At 41.2% G+C, this 18,073-nt stretch carries 20 protein-coding genes; 8 read left to right on the top strand and 12 right to left on the bottom strand.

From position 1 onward, the window contains the following. Positions 1 to 12: 12 nt before the first annotated feature. From IC007_RS12725 to IC007_RS12710, 4 genes are all read left to right on the top strand, one after another. The gene (locus IC007_RS12725; RefSeq protein WP_054845258.1) at positions 13 to 1,206 is read left to right on the top strand and encodes a thiolase family protein; all 1,194 of its coding nucleotides are present in this window, start codon (positions 13 to 15) and stop codon (positions 1,204 to 1,206) included. Positions 1,207 to 1,753: 547 nt separating this feature from the next. After that, positions 1,754 to 2,083 carry a translation initiation factor aIF-1A gene (locus IC007_RS12720; RefSeq protein WP_054845257.1) on the top strand — a complete coding sequence of 110 codons (330 nt, stop codon included), beginning with the start codon at positions 1,754 to 1,756 and terminating at the stop codon, positions 2,081 to 2,083. Positions 2,084 to 2,085: 2 nt separating this feature from the next. Next, positions 2,086 to 2,916, top strand: coding sequence for a serine protein kinase RIO (locus IC007_RS12715; protein ID WP_084739620.1), 831 nt, complete (start codon positions 2,086 to 2,088; stop codon positions 2,914 to 2,916). Next, positions 2,852 to 3,403 carry a KH domain-containing protein gene (locus IC007_RS12710; RefSeq protein WP_054845256.1) on the top strand — a complete coding sequence of 184 codons (552 nt, stop codon included), beginning with the start codon at positions 2,852 to 2,854 and terminating at the stop codon, positions 3,401 to 3,403. The genes IC007_RS12715 and IC007_RS12710 overlap by 65 nt, the downstream gene beginning before the upstream one ends. Here the strand turns inward: IC007_RS12710 and IC007_RS12705 are convergent. Beyond that, positions 3,377 to 3,916: a hypothetical protein gene (locus tag IC007_RS12705; protein ID WP_054845255.1), complete on the bottom strand. Its 540-nt coding sequence runs from the start codon at positions 3,914 to 3,916 to the stop codon at positions 3,377 to 3,379. The genes IC007_RS12710 and IC007_RS12705 overlap by 27 nt on opposite strands. Before the next feature lie 559 nt (positions 3,917 to 4,475). Here IC007_RS12705 and IC007_RS12700 point away from each other — a divergent pair. Beyond that, the gene (locus tag IC007_RS12700; protein WP_054845254.1) at positions 4,476 to 4,985 is read left to right on the top strand and encodes a hypothetical protein; all 510 of its coding nucleotides are present in this window, start codon (positions 4,476 to 4,478) and stop codon (positions 4,983 to 4,985) included. Further along, positions 4,964 to 5,278: a hypothetical protein gene (locus tag IC007_RS12695; protein WP_054845253.1), complete on the top strand. Its 315-nt coding sequence runs from the start codon at positions 4,964 to 4,966 to the stop codon at positions 5,276 to 5,278. The genes IC007_RS12700 and IC007_RS12695 overlap by 22 nt, the downstream gene beginning before the upstream one ends. On the opposite strand, the gene IC007_RS12690 is transcribed toward IC007_RS12695, so the two are convergent. Genes IC007_RS12690 through IC007_RS12670 form a run of 5 tightly spaced genes read right to left on the bottom strand, consistent with a single transcriptional unit; the run spans position 5,262 to position 9,778 of the window. Then, positions 5,262 to 6,395 (bottom strand): aminotransferase class I/II-fold pyridoxal phosphate-dependent enzyme, encoded by a 1,134-nt coding sequence (locus IC007_RS12690; protein WP_054845462.1) that lies wholly within the window; start codon positions 6,393 to 6,395, stop codon positions 5,262 to 5,264. The two genes, IC007_RS12695 and IC007_RS12690, sit on opposite strands and share 17 nt — an antisense overlap. Beyond that, a complete protein-coding gene (locus IC007_RS12685; protein WP_149528866.1) occupies positions 6,388 to 7,305 on the bottom strand; it encodes a homoserine kinase in 918 nt (305 codons plus the stop codon). The genes IC007_RS12690 and IC007_RS12685 overlap by 8 nt, the downstream gene beginning before the upstream one ends. 24 nt (positions 7,306 to 7,329) lie before the next feature. Continuing rightward, entirely contained in the window at positions 7,330 to 8,970 is a 1,641-nt protein-coding gene (locus tag IC007_RS12680) for a molybdopterin-binding protein (protein ID WP_149528865.1), read from the bottom strand. Positions 8,971 to 8,996: 26 nt separating this feature from the next. Next, entirely contained in the window at positions 8,997 to 9,305 is a 309-nt protein-coding gene (locus IC007_RS12675; protein ID WP_054845250.1) for a PqqD family protein, read from the bottom strand. Further along, positions 9,305 to 9,778 carry a single stranded DNA-binding domain-containing protein gene (locus IC007_RS12670; protein ID WP_054845249.1) on the bottom strand — a complete coding sequence of 158 codons (474 nt, stop codon included), beginning with the start codon at positions 9,776 to 9,778 and terminating at the stop codon, positions 9,305 to 9,307. Before IC007_RS12670 ends, IC007_RS12675 begins: the two co-directional genes overlap by 1 nt. A 341-nt stretch (positions 9,779 to 10,119) precedes the next feature. Between IC007_RS12670 and IC007_RS12665 the strand changes: the two genes are divergently transcribed. Then, positions 10,120 to 11,268 (top strand): AAA family ATPase, encoded by a 1,149-nt coding sequence (locus IC007_RS12665; protein WP_054845248.1) that lies wholly within the window; start codon positions 10,120 to 10,122, stop codon positions 11,266 to 11,268. Beyond that, the gene (locus tag IC007_RS12660) at positions 11,259 to 12,626 is read left to right on the top strand and encodes a vWA domain-containing protein (protein WP_054845247.1); all 1,368 of its coding nucleotides are present in this window, start codon (positions 11,259 to 11,261) and stop codon (positions 12,624 to 12,626) included. Before IC007_RS12665 ends, IC007_RS12660 begins: the two co-directional genes overlap by 10 nt. 343 nt (positions 12,627 to 12,969) lie before the next feature. On the opposite strand, the gene IC007_RS12655 is transcribed toward IC007_RS12660, so the two are convergent. From IC007_RS12655 to IC007_RS12630, 6 genes are read right to left on the bottom strand one after another with little or no spacing between them, the layout of a single operon-like run. Beyond that, positions 12,970 to 13,335 carry a hypothetical protein gene (locus tag IC007_RS12655; RefSeq protein WP_054845246.1) on the bottom strand — a complete coding sequence of 122 codons (366 nt, stop codon included), beginning with the start codon at positions 13,333 to 13,335 and terminating at the stop codon, positions 12,970 to 12,972. Then, complete coding sequence (locus tag IC007_RS12650) at positions 13,332 to 14,207, bottom strand: CoB--CoM heterodisulfide reductase iron-sulfur subunit B family protein (RefSeq protein ID WP_149528864.1); 876 nt, start codon at positions 14,205 to 14,207, stop codon at positions 13,332 to 13,334. Before IC007_RS12650 ends, IC007_RS12655 begins: the two co-directional genes overlap by 4 nt. Beyond that, entirely contained in the window at positions 14,204 to 15,226 is a 1,023-nt protein-coding gene (locus IC007_RS12645; RefSeq protein ID WP_084739619.1) for a succinate dehydrogenase/fumarate reductase iron-sulfur subunit, read from the bottom strand. Before IC007_RS12645 ends, IC007_RS12650 begins: the two co-directional genes overlap by 4 nt. Before the next feature lie 8 nt (positions 15,227 to 15,234). Continuing rightward, positions 15,235 to 16,935 (bottom strand): succinate dehydrogenase flavoprotein subunit, encoded by a 1,701-nt coding sequence (locus tag IC007_RS12640; protein WP_149528863.1) that lies wholly within the window; start codon positions 16,933 to 16,935, stop codon positions 15,235 to 15,237. Positions 16,936 to 16,979: 44 nt separating this feature from the next. After that, the gene (locus IC007_RS12635; protein WP_084739617.1) at positions 16,980 to 17,771 is read right to left on the bottom strand and encodes an HAD-IIA family hydrolase; all 792 of its coding nucleotides are present in this window, start codon (positions 17,769 to 17,771) and stop codon (positions 16,980 to 16,982) included. Further along, entirely contained in the window at positions 17,752 to 18,063 is a 312-nt protein-coding gene (locus tag IC007_RS12630; protein WP_054845244.1) for a hypothetical protein, read from the bottom strand. Before IC007_RS12630 ends, IC007_RS12635 begins: the two co-directional genes overlap by 20 nt. Positions 18,064 to 18,073: the final 10 nt, after the last annotated feature.

Here is an 18,073-nt window from a genome sequence, read left to right as displayed (position 1 = left end):
TCTTTACTATTGATGACTGAGAACGTATATATTGTCTCGGCTGTGAGGACTCCAATAGGCAAGTTCGGTGGAGCTTATAAAGATATCTCACCCTCCGATTTGGGGGCAATTGCAATTAAGGAAGCTTTAGCAAGAGGCAGGGTAGATCCAAAGGAAGTTGAGATAACTATAATGGGTAACATACTTAGGGCCGGTCACGGTCAGGACGTAGCCAGACAAGCCGCAGTGAAGGCAGGAATACCCATGGAAGTTGACGGTTACTCGGTAGACATGGTCTGCTCTTCAGGAATGATGAGCATCATGAACGCTGTTCAAATGGTTAAGAGCGGGGACGCCGAAGTAGTTGTAGCTGGTGGAGTAGAAAGCATGAGCCAATCTATGTTAGCTGTGAAGAGCGATTTGAGGTGGGGTGTCAAAACTATAATGCCTCCAAACAAGGTGGAGTTCATAGACACCATGCAGATGGACGGACTGACCGATCCTTTCAATATGAAGCTCATGGGCCAAGAGGCAGATATGGTAGCAAAATCGCATAATTTCACCAGGAGGGAACTTGATGAGGTTGCTTATCAAAGCCAAAGAAGGGCCTATGAGGCGACATCAAAGGGCTTAAACAAGGCCGAGCTCGTGGAAGTAGAAATTAAAGGTCAGAAGGTAACTTCCGACGAGGGAATAAGGGCAGACACATCAATTGAAAAGCTCCAGAAGTTAAAGCCTGCCTTTGGCGAAGATGGGTTTCACACAGCAGGCAATTCGTCCCAACTCTCTGACGGAGCATCTGCAATGGTGATTATGAGTGAAAGGGCAGTCAAGGAGAGGGGATTAGAGCCGCTGGCTAAGGTTCTAGGCTTCAGTTGGGCTGGAATTGAGAGCTGGAAGTTCACTGAGGCTCCAATTTTCGCAGTCAAAAAGTTGTTAAAGAAGCTTAACGCTGAGATAACGGACTTCGATTACTTTGAAAACAACGAAGCCTTTGCAGTGAATAGCGTTTTAGCAAATAGATATCTCGGTATATCATACGACAAACTCAACGTGTTCGGCGGAGCAATAGCTATAGGACATCCAATAGGCGCCAGTGGAGCAAGAATAGTCACTACTCTGATAGATGTGCTAAGCAAAATGGACGGAAAGAAAGGCATAGCAAGTATTTGTCACGGAACTGGAGGATCTACAGCTATCGCTATAGAGCTTCTGAAGAAGATGTAAGATACAGTAAAAATATTGTATAAACAGTACAATAACAATAATTTACCATTATACTCTTTTTGTGTTTTTCTATCACTCATATTTCTACTTGAAGGCGTGACGTACCAAGGCTTACATTGAAGATGGGAAAGTATGGAATAGATATCTTAATATAACCTGATAACAAGGTGATAAAGCCTGAGGATCATTAGGACGAAATGCATGAGAAGCTTATATCTAGAATTAGGGGCAAAATCTGCTTTACAGCACTCATCCCCAAATAGCAGGTCAATGAGTAGATAGGAAAAAGTTCTCGAGAGCTAGACATGTAAACCTTAGAATACTCTAATCACATCTATAGTTCCTTCTGACTTTCTTTAAATTGGATCTCCCAAATCCGAATCAATGAAATGAGGAGACACAACAACTCAGAATGAAGGGTCAAGTTGTTGCTTCACGTATTATTTATCTATTTTTATTTGATACTATATAAAGAGAAGTTTGAAGATAGTATAAATAATCTTTTATGTAGCATTTCCTATAGATAGTCAGAAAGGTGGTTAAATAGTTGTCTAAAAAGGTCAAGCAGCCAGAAGTTCCTACAAATAGAAATGTACCAAAGCCCGGAGACGGTGAAGCCATATGTGTAGTTAAGAAGATGCTGGGAGGTGATCATATAGTTGTGAGTTGTTTGGACGGAAAAGAAAGGATGGCTAGAATACCAGGTAAAATAAGGAAAAAGGTTTGGATGAGAGAGGGGGACGTAGTACTAGTTGGGATCTGGGACTTTCAACCTAACAAGTGTGATATAACCTATAAATATAATAATGATGATATAAAGAGACTTGTTGAAGAGAAGGTGGTTTCAAGGGAAGTTCTGGATCAGCTAAGAGGTTAGTTATGCCCAAGAGACCCCCAGACTTCAAAAAGAAGGAAGAGAAAAGAAGGAAAGATGAAGATCTTTTTAAAGTAGTAGATTCGACAATAGATTACACGACTTTCAATAACCTTATGATAGTTTCTCGAAAGCTCAACCTAGAGGAGATCTTTGGATCCATATCTTCAGGGAAGGAAGCTAAAATTTATCCTGGGAAGGACTCAAAGGGAAAATTTTATGCTATAAAGATATTTTATGTTTCAACAGCCCAGAGCAAGAGGGCCGTTCAGAAATATACTAAGGGAGACTACAGATTTGAAGAAGCTAAAACTGGGAACACGAGAAGCCTAATTGAGCTCTGGACGAAAAAAGAGTTCCGTAACCTGAGAGAGATGTATGACGCTAAGGTGAGAGTTCCAGAGCCATACATTTTTTATAAAAACATCCTGGTGATGGATTTCATAGGCGATAATGGAATAAGAGCACCTCTTTTGCGAGAGCTCCCTGAGGACGAGATAACCGAAAGCATGTATCTGGACATCTTAGAACAGATTACTAAGATGGTTAGGGGAGCTAAGCTAGTGCACGGGGATTTAAGTGAATATAATATCTTAGTCTTTGATAATCTTCCTTACATCATTGATGTAAGCCAATCCACACCATTAGAGAATGAGAATTCTATAGAAATGCTAAGAAAAGATGTAGAAAACATAAATAGGTTCTTTGCAGACAGAGGCATAGAAGTGCAGGAAACTAACTCTTTCCTGTCAAATCTTTTAGGTGATCCAAATGTTCATAACGGTGGAAGATCAAAAAATTCCGGAAGTCAACAAGATTATTCAGAGATTAAGTGACATGACTAGTTCCGAGATATCCTTTGACGAGAAGACCAAGACTTACAACGTGATCCCAAAAGGGAATCCTTATGATGCAATGAAAGCTACAAACGTGATTAAGGCTATAGGTCTTGGCTTTAACGTAACTGATGCGTTGAAGTTGCTAAGCGACGAATATGAACTTGAAACTATAGATTTGAAAGAAACCATGGGAAAAGACCAGGACGACATGAGGAGAGTTAAGGCTAGAGTAATTGGAGAAAAGGGGAAAACAAAGAAGTTCATTGAAGAATATACTGGAGTTATTATGTCAATTCACGAAAATCACATTTCGTTCATAGGTCCTTTCGATCAGGTCGCAGTAGCAAGAAAAGCAGTTGAGCTAATAATTTTAGGTAGAGAACACCAATCTGTCTATAAGTATTTAGATAGGGCCGAGAAGGAGCTGATGCAATACAAGATGGAGAAGCTAAAGAGGTCAAGTAACAAGTTTTATGAAATCTAAATCGTCGACCCCCTTCATTCTGGACGTTACGCTTTTTATAACCTTTCCGTATGAAGTTATTATTTCTCTATTGTGAGAATCTTCTATAAATAAGAGAACATCCTCGGTTTTTCCCTCATAGAGTAGCCTGAAGAACCTGAGAAGTATTTTCTTAGGCTCGCTCAATATGTCCTCAGTTACTAATAGACTTGGCTCTGGCTTCATTAAAAGAGTCAGATGAGGTCCGTCTAGGGAGGCGATCATTGCTATCTTGTAAGCGCTGTATTCCTTTGTGGGAGACTTCTTGCTTGCCTTAACCTCTATGTAGAAAGTTTTCCCGTCCTTCTCTGCTTCTATGTCATGCGTTGGCATATCAACAGATCTTATGTTAGTGAAATTCATGTCCTCTAGTATTCTCCTTGCCCTGTATTCCATAGCGAAACCAAATATTATCCCCTTAGCACGCGAGAGAGCGTATTCCATTTCTTCCTCGCTAAAGTTGTACTCAGTTTTCAACTCATCTAGCGTATTCACAGAGATTATAAAGGGATCAAAAGAATATAAGCTTAGGAGTCCCTAAAGATATTTTCTAACAAACTTAAAATTATTAGAGTTAAAAACAATTTAACCAGCATATTTTTGAATTTAAATTTGAGTCTTAGTCAACTCCTTATAAGCCTTTTACCGTGCTTGGTAGCTAAATGTCATGTAATTATTACTATCAGGATAATCCTCATTAACTATAAGGATATTCGTTCCATGTAAATGAAGTTTAAATGAGAAGGTAATTAAGGTGAACATAACGCTTATATATTACGAAAAAGATAATAATATGAATTTTGATTATGTTTCTAGAATAGATTAAAATATAAATTCTCTAAAAACCAATATCAGATTAGAGATGTGGGCTTCAAACTGACAAGATATGAAGTCATTAACTGCTGTGTAAGTCAGTTTATAAATTATTGGATTCATTTTTCTCGATAACATAGGAGGATTACTCAGGTAGCTTTCTCTCAGAAATACTAACGTATTATCTGTTACACGACTCTTAAAAACAGAGCTCTAGAAAGAAAAGATTAGTGAAAGCAGAGTGAGCGTAGGAATAGATTCAAGGTCTTCTCGTTCTTATGATGAATTAAGAATAGGTGAAGCGGTAGCTCATATAGTAAGTGCTTCCTCGATAGTAGAGGGTCTTGGTGAATGCGATTACACTGTTCAGGAGACCATGAGAAAATACGTTGACCTTTGGATAGTCGAGATGTCTCCAATATCTTATGTACCCGGAATGGTAGAAGCTTTAGGCGATATGATTACCAAGAAAATAACTGAAATATTTGAGAATATTTCAGAGGATGAGCTTGGGTATTCTCTCGATTTATTGTTAGACTTTAAGAGGAGGTTTGAGAGTGGCATTCTTTCTATTGATCAAGCAGACATAGAGGTTAGATGCGAAAGGATACTTAATTCCTTAGGAGTAGACGTAAATAAGTTGGCCAAATTCATTGAGAGAGATAAAATAAACGGTCTCATCTCTGCCGTGGTCATAGCTTTAGGTATAGCTTCTGTTCGTGATAGGAAATGGACTCCGGAATCGCAATAACAGCGGAAAAACTAGTTGACGTCACAATAAAGAAGGCATGTAAAATTAGGATTGATAATCAGGAAATAATTAAACTGGTGGGAATTTCTTCTAAAGACATAGCTTTCAAGGCCACAGACAACATATCTTATTGGCTAACGTTTTCTCAGAACTCTGTATTTTATTGTAAGATCTGTAATAAAGGTCCATTCACAAAAAAGGGTTTATATCTGCATTTAAGCAGACTCCATAGGTACGAAATAAAAGCTTTACTAGAAGAAGAAATAAAGCGAGAAGTTAGGACAGCACTTTAAGGGCCGAGTCTAGATCTGATATCAAGTCTTCTTGGTCTTCTATTCCTACTGATAGCCTAAGGAGGGAGTCGTTAATTCCAATAGCTTTCCTCTCTTCTGGTGACAACGTGCGATGGCTCATGGAAGGAGGGTGTGATATAATCGAGTTAACTCCGCCCAAGGTTTGAGCTGCGATTATCACCTTTAGAGATTTCATGACTTTTAACGCGTCTTCCGCAGAACCCTTAACGTCAAAGCTGACTACACCTCCAAATCCTTTCAGTATTCTGGACGCTATTCTGAAATCTTCATGTGACTTTAGTCCCGGGTAATATACCTTAGAAACCTTTGGATGATCTTCGAGAAACTCTGCTACTGCTAACGCATTTCTATTTATGACGTCCATTCTGATCTTAAGAGTCTTCATTCCTCTGATAGTTAAGTAAGCAGTGTGCGGATCCATAGAAGTACCCATTGTTCTTCTCATCAAATCAATTTTCACCATTACGTCTCGCGGTCCAGCTGCGAGTCCCGCTATAACATCATTGTGACCAGATATGAATTTGGATCCACTTTCTATTACTATGTCAGCATTAAGCTTTATCGGCTTCATGTTGATAGGGGAAGCGAATGTATTATCCACTATTAAAGACCCTCCTTTCTCTTTTGTGACTTTTGAGATCTCTTCCACGTCGAGGACTCTCAACAAGGGATTAGTAATGCTCTCTATGAATACAACATCAACTCTAGGCAAAGAATTAATCTCGTCGAGAAGTGACGCCGTACCTATGTTAGACACTTTTACGTTAACTCCCCAGCCCTTTAAGAAATCGTTGAAAAATCTGAACGATCTACCGAACATATCTTTATGTATTACAATTGTCTTCCCTGGTGAAACGTAATGAAACATAGTAGTAGATATTGCTCCCATGCCTGACGAAAATGAGACTCCCATCTCAGCCTCTTCAATCTGAGCTATCTTACGGGACAACTCGCAAACAGTAGGATTAGCTTCCCTGGAATATCTGTATTTTTCTCCTTCAGGAAACTCAAAGGCTACAGTCTGGTAAATCGGTGTTGTGACTGCTCCCGTCTTTTCGTCGATTCTTTCGTCCACGGACTTGGTTGAATCATTCAACTCTGACACCACCTCCGACTTTCGCTTGTTTTATGTTTACTGAATACCCCATAGACTCCATTAGCTTTTCACCTTCAGTTTCAATTAGATTGACATCGGTTTCATTGTCAGCAAAGACGATTATAGACGGTCCGGCTCCGCTTACGCATGAGCCTATAGCGTTTCCAGATAATGCGATCTCCTTTAGCTTAGGATAGTATGGGAACATTGGTAGTCTCGCTTTCTCTACTATTTCGTCGTTTAAGCCATGCCTAATGAGATCCCTATCTCCCCTCTCTAGCCCTAGAACAAGAGATAACCCATATTTCATATTCTTGACGTAACTTGATGTCTCTACTATCTTAGGTACCAGCTCCCTTGCTTTCTTGGTCTTATCGTTTGAAGCTAGAGACGGAATAAAGAGGATGAATTTCAGGTCGTCGTACTTTAGACTAAGATTGACAGTTCTTTCCCCGAGAACTGCTACGAAACCTCCAAATATACTTGCGGCGACATTGTCTGGGTGCGGTGTACCAGCCACAGCACCTTCTCCCAGCATAGAGTACTTGACCATAGAATCCTTAGACAAACCTAAGGAAAATAATGAATTTACAGAAGCTACTGCAGCTGCAGCAGAAGCTCCACTGCTTCCTAGTCCCAACCCTGCCGGCACACCTTTCTTAATCTTTAGTGTTACTCCATCTTTGATCCCATAATCCTTCAGAAGAGAAATCACTGAAAATCCTGCAGAGTTCCTCAGGGGATCCTCGGGAATCATGACTTCATTTCCTACAACGCTAACTCTTATTCCGTCTGAAGAAATGCAAGCCTCTACTTCATCAAAGAAAGCGTCATGAGCCACAGAGAGTATGTCAAAGCCAGATCCTAAGTTTGCCGAACTTGAAAACGCAAAGGATTTCCTGCAGTCCACGAATGACTACATGTTATTAACAATTTAAGTGCTCTTGTTTACCTTGAACGACTTTATCAATTGCTTTCCCATCTCTGTTACTGCTATAACGAAGAGGGACTCTGTTCCAACTTCGTTACCCGACTGGACATATGAAGACGGGCCTATCACTTTGGCTTTCCCTATGAAGCGTTTTATTAAAGACCTATATCTTAGCTTAACTGAAGGATTTTTGACATATTTTGAAAGTGACACCCATTCATCGTAACCTATTTCAGCGCCTTGTCCATTAGAGAGTATTTCTCTTTTGATCTCCAGATCGAAATCATCTGGTACCTTCACCAGAGAGCTCAGCACTAGGACATCACCGACTTTCTTTTCTAACATTTTTAAGGCAGGTAAACTCCCAAGGGGATAATAGATTCCCGTAGAAGGGACAGCTGGATCTTCCTCTCCTACTATTGTTGTATCCCCTGGAGGGTTAGTTACTTCTACAGTGACCTCATCTTCCTCATTTACGAAAAACCCCTCGCTCAGCCCTATGTAACCGTTTGCCATGGAGAAGGTTCCTATCATATAGCTATCGAACTTCAGAGGTAACGCATAGTATTCAGAGCTTTTCCTGAAGAGCAACACCGGTATGTAAGTGAACCTTTTTTTATCAGCTTTTATTTCTAGCAGAGATTTAGCCTTCACTGTGATCCTTTCTCTAGCCTTTATCTTGAATTTTCTTTCCAGAGAAGGTCTGACTATTTTCCTGTAAACCATGATTGTGGAGACCATGTTTCCGGGTAGACCTATTATTGGAATATCATTTATCCTACCCACGAACGTTGGTTTCCCCGGCTTGAATCTAATCCCGTGAAATATCATCTCTCCCATCTCTTTCACAACTCTATAAACGTAGTCCCTCTCTCCTGCACTAGTTCCTCCTGTAGTGACTACTAAGTCGGCTGTTTTAACTCCTTTCAGGATTGCATCTTTAATCGCGTCATAGTCGTCTCTCACTGTCCTTGTCCCTATCACTTCCATTCCGTCCTCTATCAGGGCTGATTTCAGGTAGTAGAGGTTGGACTCGTAGACCTTTCCTTCCTCTATGATTTCACCTGGACTTACGAGCTCATTTCCAGTGCTTACAATGAACGCCTTAGGAGTTGAATACACGTGAACCTTAGTTAGGCCTAAGGCTGAAAGAAGACCAATAATTTCTGGCGTGATAAGGGAATCGCTTCTAAGCACTTTAATCCCTGAGGGCAGATCACTTCCTATCCATCCTACATTCGATCCGAAGTCCACTTTAGACGGTATTATAATCTTCCCATCTTCGCTTCGAGTATCCTCTATCTTGACTACTGCGTCAGCACCCTCAGGTATTACCGAACCGGTATCAACTTCGACTACATCTTCACAACTTTCAACTTTCATTTGAGGGCTTTCTCCGATGTTTACCTTACCCTTTAAGGAGAATTTACCGGGCGTACATAAGCTTTTCACAGCGTAACCGTCTACTGTAGATCTGGAAAAGGAAGGTAGGTCTATGGGAGAAAAAACGTCTCTTGATGAAATTTTGCCTAGTGATGAGGACAGCTCTATCTCAGTCTCCTTTAACGATCCTAAAATAGAAGATAACTTGTCTATAGCCTCAACTTGTGAAATTAAAGAAGAATCACTCAGAATTGATCTCATGAGTTTATAATGTGCTAAAAAACATTTTAAAACATAATTAGAGAAGCTTTCTCGAGTTCATTTAATATCGTAACTACGGGCTCAATTAATTGATCCTTTGTAATTTCAGATTGGCTTCCCTCAGGCTCTTTCTTTATTTCTTCCTCTATTTTGTCTACTATTGTTTCAACACTCGTGTTTCCGTCGCATAAAGACCAAACGTAATAAGCTACGGGATGGACTTCGAAGACCTTATCATCAGAGAGCTTTATAATGAAGTTTTGCCCATCTTCTGCCATATCAAGAAATTCTCCTTTCTTACTAGGCTTTCTTTCTTTCATTTCATTAAAATCCATTACTCTTCTTCCTCTTCCTCTCCTCTTCCTCTCCTTCCTCCGTAGTTATTGAAACCTCCTTGTCTGTATCCTCCACCTCCAAATCTTCTTCCTCCTCTGTTGAAGTTGCGTCTCGGTGGAGAATAGTCCTGTGGTGCTTCAGGAACAGTTTCAGGAATTTCAGAGGCTTCGGGAATCTGCTCGTCTGACTCTGAGAAAGTGGATTTACTTCCAGCGTTTAACTGTACCTGACCCCTAAAAGCTGTTGTCCATACGTTATCAATTTTTACTATTGAACCCTCCTTTAGTGCTTCGTCCTGTTTTCCCCAAACTGTTAGCTTTGCCCTACCAGTCTCGTCTCCTACCATTATCTCGCTTATTGTCCTAGGACCATTCTTGGTTTGGATATCTTTGGGCTCAGAAACCTGAAGAACCCTTACAACTACAGAAATATTTTCCATACCAGGTTTTAAATTACCTATTTTTTCTACCATACTACTCGACTCTTACGATTTATTTAAAATACCTCGTCTTCTACATTTAAAAAGTTTGTTTTAAAGAACTAGCAGTCGTTGTTTTGAGTTAAAGTTTCTGATTTAGTCTAAAGTTTCCTAGTATGATATTTTTATTTTTATTTTAAAAATTGCATTAAAAACAGAAATTTATAGTAGATTAATGTAAGAACATGAATAGATTTTCATAAAATGCTAAGATCTAGCTGGTTAAAGGGTAAAAAAATTAGTTTGTCTAAATAATTTCGTCTCATACTAAAAAGATATCTTTGATTCTTAATTTTTGTTTATAAGCCGTTAATGAGAGATTAGAAGGGACAGAAATGAGCGAGAAAGACTTTCTAGATCTTCCTAAAAAGTTTATGGAATCCTTAATGACGCCATTCGTTGGTAGAGAGGAGGAGGCAAAAGTCCTCACGCTAGCCCTATTAACTAAGGAACACGTAATATTGATAGGAGAGCCTGGAACAGCTAAATCCGCTTTAGCTAGGAGAGCAGCAGAATTGATGAATGCAAAGTTCTTCATGTATTTGTTAACTAAATATACTGAGCCAGCTGAACTTTTCGGTGCTTTGGACATAAACTCATTGAAGGAGGGAGTATACAGAAGGATAACGAAAGACAGACTGCCAGAGAGCGAAGTTGCCTTTCTCGATGAGATCTTCAATGCTAACTCGGCTATCTTGAACGCATTGTTGTCCCTTTTGAACGAAAGGGTAATTTACGACGGTTATAACGTGATTAAAGTACCTTTAAGGACTTTGATAAGTGCAAGCAACAGGATACCAGACGAACCCGAGCTGGATGCATTATATGATAGGTTGCTTCTCAGGCATTATGCGAAACCAATAGGAGAAGACATGTGGAGGCAGTTAGTAGATTCGGCATGGGAAATAGAGTTCACATCAAAGTGGGCGGTGAAAGAACCTGTGATGTCCATAGAACATCTGGATAAACTTTACACTTACATATCTCAGGTAGATTTGTCTGGTGTAAAGAGTAAATTATTGAAAATTTATGCCATGTTAGAAGAGAAGGGAATTCATCTAACGGATAGAAGGAAAGGTAAAGTTCTCAAGGTAGTTTCAGCCCATTCAATATTGAACGGAAGGCTGAAGGCGAACGAGGAAGATCTCATTGTATTGAAGTATATAGCACCTAGGGAATTAGACGACTTTGAGAAGGTATCTGCGTTACTGTCAGAGGAACTTAAGACTCCAATCAAGTACATGAAAGAGCTCAATGAGATATATAACAACATAAAGGAAGCTGCTAAATACGTTGATGCTGCCAACGAGACCGATCCAAGGTTAGTTGAGCTGATAAGAACCTTGAAGGCAACTAGGGATAGAATTGTAGCCTTAGGTAAGGAAAGTGGGGATGAGAAAGTTGAGTCCTTCTCCAAGGAGGTCTTAGACGAAATTGATAGACTCATGGAGAAGGTAGCCCGTAAGCTGGGGATATATCCATGAGCGAGGGGATGTTAAGAGGAGTAGATTACGAGGATCCCATAGTAAAGTTCAGGGGAGAGAGGATCCTTTACACTCTGAAGAAAGTTTCAGGTAGGGAACTTCAGCTGGAACCTAACTTCCTAATAGATACTTTCTACATACATTACCTTCCTTTGCCACTGATGTCTACTAAGTCGGAAGTCTCGGATGACAAGAAGATAGTGTACTCTCTTTTGAACTCGATTGTATCTTCTGATTTGGTAATTAAGAACAGGGAATACTCAATAGCTAACTCTGCTGTGAGCGTAGCCCTAACTGTAAGTTACATGCAACACTTAATTGAAGAGTTAGAAAAGATAAAGCGTACTTCACAGTCCCAAGAAGAAAGGGACGCTGCAGACCAAATACTTAACGGTTTAATGAAGAATACCTCTTCAGGTCAGGGAAGGGAGCAGAGGTCAAGAGACAAGACTAGCCAACAAAACTTGGAGAAGATGTTGAAGCAAGCTCACGAAAAGGCCATGTCGAAAGCGATGGAGGACGCGAATGCTGTTAAAAACATGCAGAAGATAGTGGGAGGAAACGGTGCTGGAACGGGAAGTATGCTCAACTTCGAGGGAGAAATACACGAGGTTCTTAGGCTTTCTAGGAATACCGAGGTTAGGAAAATACTTGAGTTCTTAAGCGGCTTACCAAAGCTAGGTTCAATTTCGAAGAAGAGAACAACTAGATATTCGAGAGGAGAGTTATATGGTTACGAGGAGGGAAGCGACATTGAGAGAGTTGTATCATCAGAGCTTGCATTGCCAGATGAGCTTTTTTACCTGAAACTAGCTGAAGGTCAGGTTCTTCTCTATCAGAAACAAGTTAAAGAAAGCGTAGGTCCTATATATCTCCTCCTGGACAAAAGCGGAAGCATGGACGGAGAAAAGATAATATGGGCTAAGGCTGTAGCTCTTGCCCTATACAGCAGGGCAAGAAGGGAAAACAGAGACTTTTACCTCAGGTTCTTTGACAACATTCCCTATCCTCTCATAAAGGTCATGCGTAACGCAAAGAGCAAGGATGTAATTAAGATGATTGAATATATAGGAAAGATTAGGGGAGGAGGCGGTACAGACATAAGTAGATCTGTGATATCTGCATGTGAGGATATAAAGGAAGGGCATGTGAAGGGAGTTAGTGAGATAATCCTACTCACAGATGGAGAGGACAAGATAGCAGAAACGACAGTAAGGAGATCCCTCAGAGACTCAAATTCTACTTTAGTAGCTGTAATGATAAGGGGAGATAACGCTGATTTGAGGAGAGTTGCGGATACCTATTTAGCTACATATAAGCTTGATCATGACGATCTTCTCAGGGTTGTGGAGGCCTAGTCATATTTTTAAAAGGCGAAAATATAGATATATTGGCGACGGCTATACTCAACTAACGCCCGTGAGTCACACGGGAGAATGAGGTTGAGGCCTCAATTTCTTGATAGCTTCGACTTAAGTTAGAGATTATCTCTTCTCTTTATCTTATCTTGATACGGCATGGATGTAGTAGATAATGTTATGCCTTGCTTTACATATAGTCTTTAGCGTTAAGTAAGAATTTAGACCGACAAGATAATTATCTTAACCTTTCTGGGAAAAGTCTAGAGAAATTCTATCTATATATTCAAAAATACCTTTTTGTATAATTGTGAAAATCAATGACGAAATAGATGGAAAGGACTTAGTGCTTCTGCTGAGCAGCAGTTCTTAAATTCTCTAAGAAGTTCCGAAGGTATTTGAGGTCATCTAAGAGATCTTCTTTTCTGTTCTCAGTTATCCACATCATTCCTCCAGCCGCGTCTACAACTTCTCCCTTCAGCTTCAACTCTTTAACTCTGTTCTTCCAGTTGAAGACGTCTTTAGACACCACAAAGACGTAGAGATCTCCGTTATTCCTTAAATGTATCTTTCCTGTAATCAAGTTAGGTATTTCGTATTCGCTCTCCTTAGCAAATGGTGCTTTTCCAGGTCTCTCGGAGACTTCTTTCCATCCTTTTAGTTGTCCTCCAATCGAGGAGATGACCTCTGCTATTTCATTTACATTCATTGAATCACCCCTTTTTGCTTCAGAACTCCCTTAGCGTAGTTTCCTAGACCTAGATCCTCAGGAGAAAGTCCGAACGATAGTCCCAAGAGCTGAGTGATGTAAATTGCAGGAAGAGTCCATCCAACGTTAAACTCGTTTTTCACCTTATCTTGGAGTGTATCTAGCTGTAGATGACACAATGAGCATGGGTGTATCATGATGTCGGCACCGCTGCTTTTAGCTGAGTTTAGAACGTTGAATGCGAGTTTCAAACCTCCCTTCGGGTTGCTTCCCATCAGTGGGAAACCACAACACGCTGTTGCCATAGGGAACATCACTGGTGTTGCTCCAGTAACTGATATTAAATCCTGAAGGGAGTGTGGTTTAAACGAAAGCTCGAATCCCATGATCTGCTCTGGTCTAAGCATTTGGCATCCGTAATATGCCCCCACCTTTAACCCGTTTAGGCTTCTCTTTACATGTTTCTTTATGTTCTCCAGCCCTACGTCTCTAACTAAAACCCAAACTAAGTGCTCCGCTGTGGCTTTGTTCTCGTATTTTATGCTTGTTCCGCTTATCCTCTTGTCTACTCTCTTTCTAAGGTCTTTGTTCTCGTTGTACTTGTAAGTGGCTAGTCTATGGCTACCTAAACAGACGCTACAAGGAGTTACCATCTTATCTAATCCCATCTTCTCTACGTTGGAGAGATTCCTCAAGTTCAATGCTACGTGGGCGTCCTCGTCTTTCTCATCTAAGAAACCTCCGCCGCAACAGTTCCAGTCTTCCACTTCTACCAATTCAAGTCCTAGAACCTCTGCTACTTTCTTCGTCGCTATATCGACGTCTTTCGAAAGACCGTGGGTCGCACAACCCGGGTAGTAAGCTACTTTCATTGTTCGTCACCCTTCATTACTTTCTCTATATCATTTAAGTCTTTGACAGGAACCTCCTTGATCAGTGTATACTTCATTCTACCGCTCTTCAACATGTACAACATGTCAGACATCGCTTGTACCAAACCGTAAGTTCTAAGGTAAACCTCTGCCTCTAACAGCTTTCCCGACTTCCTTATCGTGTCAGCTATAGCATTGATGTGCTTTTCACCAGTCTCTATAACCTTAGTTTTGTCCTTCATTTTGCTACTCCATGCTCTGGTCTTCTTTATCGTGGTCACCGGCTCTATGTCCCTCGGGCATACGTTGAAGCATTGATAACAATAGGTGCAACGCCACGAACTATCTACCAGTATTTTCATTCTCTCTTCTGTTATGGTATCACGGGGATCGGCCAAGAATCTGTACCCTTTAGCGTGAGCAGCGGGACCCAGGAACTCCGCATCGTTTCTCACTGATGGGCATGATGAAACACAGAGACCACACCATATACACTGAGCAAACTTCCACAGTTCTCTTTGATCCTCTGGTACAAGTCTATGCTCGGCTTTTCCTTCGAGTATCTCCTCAGATGGGTAAAGCCTAGGTTTCACTTTGTACATTCTTTCATAAAAGTCGTCCAGATCCACTACCAGGTCTTTCACTCTGGGGTATAGATCCATTGGTTCTAGGGTTATTTCATTTGAGTTGTATTCTTTAGTAAGTTCTATGGCAAGGGTTTTACAAGCTAACCTAGGGGCACCGTTTATTTTCATTCCACAGCTTCCGCAAACGGCCATGTGACACGCAGCTCTATATGAGAGGGACGGGTCCTGTTCTGTCTTTATTCTCCTCAGCACTTCTGTCATCTGAGTGAACCTATCTACCTTCAGCTTGTATTCCTGCCACCACTCTCCTTTATCTGGAGAGAATCTCTTTATCTTTACTACTATTTCTTTCTCCTCATTCCTTATAGCTGAGGATTTGGGTTGAGAGTTTACCTCAACGTTTTTTCCTTCCACTTGTTTGACTTCTGGCATTTAATCACCTAATAAACTCTGGGTTCTGGCTTCCACTTGGTCATCTTAACAGGTTTATAGCTTATCTCAACCGTGTTTCCTCTAAGGTAAGAAATGGTATGCTTCAACCAGTTTTCATCATCTCTCTGGGTGTAGTCAAGCCTATAGTGAGCTCCCCTAGATTCCTTTCTGTTTAAAGCAGACGACGATATCACTATCGCTAAGTCCATCATGTTTCTCAGTTCCAGTGCATTGAAGAACTCGGTATTATACACCCTGCTCTTGTCGTTAACGTACATTTTCGTGACTTGTTGCCTCAGTTCCTTCACTTCCTTTACAGCTTCCTGCATTCCTTTCTCCTCCCTGAAGACGCCTACCTTTTCCCACATAATGTCTCTGAGTTTGTTCTGGACCTCTCCAAAGTGGACTCCACTCTCGCTCTTAACGAAAGAATATGCCTCATCTAACATCTTCTCTAGTTCTATGTTCTCCACCGAACTGGAAGGTTTAGAGGTAGACTTGAGGTAATCGGCTACCGTCCTACCGGTCTCTCTTCCGAACACTAGTGTTTCCAGAAGCGAGTTAGATCCTAATCTGTTCGCACCATGGACCGACACACATGCGGCTTCGCCTGCAGCGAATAGACCTCTAAGGTCATGGTTAGTTCCAGTGATGTCGACATCTATGCCTCCCATGTAATAGTGCTGCGCCGGTCTCACTGGTATTGGCTCTACAGTGGCATCTATCCCCGAAAAGCTTTTTGCAGCCTCATAGGCTAGAGCCAACCTCTCTTTTATATAGTCTGGTCCTAGATGGGTTAGATCTAGCCCTACAAACCCGCCTGGGAATCCTCTTCCTTCTTTCACCTCTGTCAGTATTGACCTCGAAGCGATGTCCCTCGGTGCCAGATCCAGCTTGTTTGGCGCGTACCTCTTCATGAACCTTTCTCCCTTGTTGTTTATCAGTACAGCACCTTCTCCTCTTGCAGCTTCGCTTATCAGAATGTCTGAAGGGTAAAGGGCTGTAGGATGGAATTGGACGAATTCAGGATCCTTGAGCGCAACTCCAGCTCTCAGAGCCATAGCATATCCGTCTCCAGTATTTATGTAACTGTTAGTGGAGTGTCTGTACAGCATTCCCATTCCCCCGGTAGCCATTACTATTGCCCTAGCCTCAAAGAAGACAGGTGTCATGTTCTTCATCTGCATCGCTATGACTCCCCTCACACGCTCCTGATCCCTGATTAAATCGAGGGCAAACCATTCGCTGTAGAAATCTACATCCAAGCCTGAAGTCCTTTCGTAGATAGTATGAAGCAAAGCCATTCCAGTCTTGTCTCCAACGAATCTAGTTCTCGGATATGTCTGCCCTCCGAAGTATCTTATTGCTATCCTCCCGTCTGGCTGTCTGTTAAATAGAGTACCCCATCTTTCCATCACTGTGGCTATGTCTCCTGACTTCATTGAGAGAAGTTCAGCTGCGTCTTGGTCAACTAGGTAATCCCCTCCTTTTACCGTGTCGTAAGTCATGTAATCTGGATTGTCATTAGGGTCTGAGTTACCTGGTATATACGCTGCTATTCCGCCTTCAGCTGATGATGAGTGAGATCTAGTCGGGAAAACCTTCGAGATTATAGCTACCTTGAAACCTTCCTTTCCTATCTCGTGTGCTGCCATCAGACCAGATAGCCCAGCCCCTAAAACTACTGCGTCATAAGAGAGTTTCTCCATTTCATACAACAGTTACGGGAAGATGTTTAAAAACATTAGTAAGGTTATATCAGATCAAGGAGGTTACTTACAGTATAAGTTGGTTTTATCATGCTCCTATTTACCTCCTCCATCGTTGATATACCTGTAAGCGTAAGGACAGTGTCTATTCCCTTATCATTACCCATCTTAATGTCTGTCTCCAACTGGTCACCTATAATTATTACCTTCTTTTCGTCCTTGATGTTTGCCCTTTCCATTGCTACCTCGAGCATCCAAGGGTTGGGTTTACCAGCGACGAAATCTGGGTCCTTACCTAAGGAGAAAGATATTGCTTTAACTAGAGAGCCTGCTCCGAGCTTTAACCCTTCTTTAGAGGGCCAAAGCCTGTCCATATTCGTCGCTACAAACAGCGAACCCCTATGTATACACCTCATTGCAAGGGAAAGCTTGTCGTAAGTGCTAAGCCTATCTAAGCCTATTACGACGCTGTCAGGAAGCTGGACGTTAGCTTCATTCATGGTGAGTACTCTAAAACCGTAACCTCTGAGTTCATCTGAAAGTCCCTCCTCCCCCACTACGAATGTAGTATGAACGTCCTTCTTTTCCTTAAGGTACATCGCGGTGGAGACGGCACTAGTGATTATCATAGAAGGTTCAATGTTTATCCCTAAATATGAGAGCTGTCTGGACAGGAGTACTCTGTTGAAACCTGAGTTGTTGCTTATCAGAACTATTTTCTTTCCATTAGATACCAACTCCCTTATAGCCTTCACGTTCTCCCAGATCGGTTCACCTTCCATCAAGAGAACTCCGTCAATGTCGCTTATTATTAGTTCATATCTCTCTAGGTTCACTTTCCTTCAACCTCTCCAATTTCTCCTTTATTTTAAACTCTAGGTTCTCATCGGCGAAGCCGAAAAGACCTTCTGCATGGTAGATGGCTTCGTAACAGTTCCACTTTCCTATGAAAGGTCTCATTATCTTGAAATACCTTGTATTCCTTCCTTGGAAGACGAAAACGAGGTAATCTTCATCTTGCTGAAATTTTATAACATACAATTCGCAACTACCAAGATCGTTTTCAATTACTTTCTCTGCGTTTAGACACGATTTAAGCTTACTTTTGTCTAGGAAAATTTTTTTCACCCCGCTGGTT

The organism is Sulfuracidifex tepidarius (assembly GCF_008326425.1).
Classification (GTDB): Archaea; Thermoproteota; Thermoprotei_A; order Sulfolobales; family Sulfolobaceae; genus Sulfuracidifex; species Sulfuracidifex tepidarius.
Note: the sequence above shows the minus strand (reverse complement) of the source record. Positions and strands in the feature narration are given on the sequence as shown.

Coding starts and splice junctions, on each gene's coding strand:
- IC007_RS12725 (WP_054845258.1), top strand. CDS start 13: ATGACTGAGAACGTATATATTGTCTCGGCTGTGAGGACTCCAATAGGC.
- IC007_RS12715 (WP_084739620.1), top strand. CDS start 2,086: ATGCCCAAGAGACCCCCAGACTTCAAAAAGAAGGAAGAGAAAAGAAGG.
- IC007_RS12710 (WP_054845256.1), top strand. CDS start 2,852: ATGTTCATAACGGTGGAAGATCAAAAAATTCCGGAAGTCAACAAGATT.
- IC007_RS12695 (WP_054845253.1), top strand. CDS start 4,964: ATGGACTCCGGAATCGCAATAACAGCGGAAAAACTAGTTGACGTCACA.
- IC007_RS12680 (WP_149528865.1), bottom strand. CDS start 8,970: ATGAGATCAATTCTGAGTGATTCTTCTTTAATTTCACAAGTTGAGGCT.
- IC007_RS12675 (WP_054845250.1), bottom strand. CDS start 9,305: ATGGATTTTAATGAAATGAAAGAAAGAAAGCCTAGTAAGAAAGGAGAA.
- IC007_RS12670 (WP_054845249.1), bottom strand. CDS start 9,778: ATGGTAGAAAAAATAGGTAATTTAAAACCTGGTATGGAAAATATTTCT.
- IC007_RS12665 (WP_054845248.1), top strand. CDS start 10,120: ATGAGCGAGAAAGACTTTCTAGATCTTCCTAAAAAGTTTATGGAATCC.
- IC007_RS12655 (WP_054845246.1), bottom strand. CDS start 13,335: ATGAATGTAAATGAAATAGCAGAGGTCATCTCCTCGATTGGAGGACAA.
- IC007_RS12650 (WP_149528864.1), bottom strand. CDS start 14,207: ATGAAAGTAGCTTACTACCCGGGTTGTGCGACCCACGGTCTTTCGAAA.
- IC007_RS12645 (WP_084739619.1), bottom strand. CDS start 15,226: ATGCCAGAAGTCAAACAAGTGGAAGGAAAAAACGTTGAGGTAAACTCT.
- IC007_RS12640 (WP_149528863.1), bottom strand. CDS start 16,935: ATGGAGAAACTCTCTTATGACGCAGTAGTTTTAGGGGCTGGGCTATCT.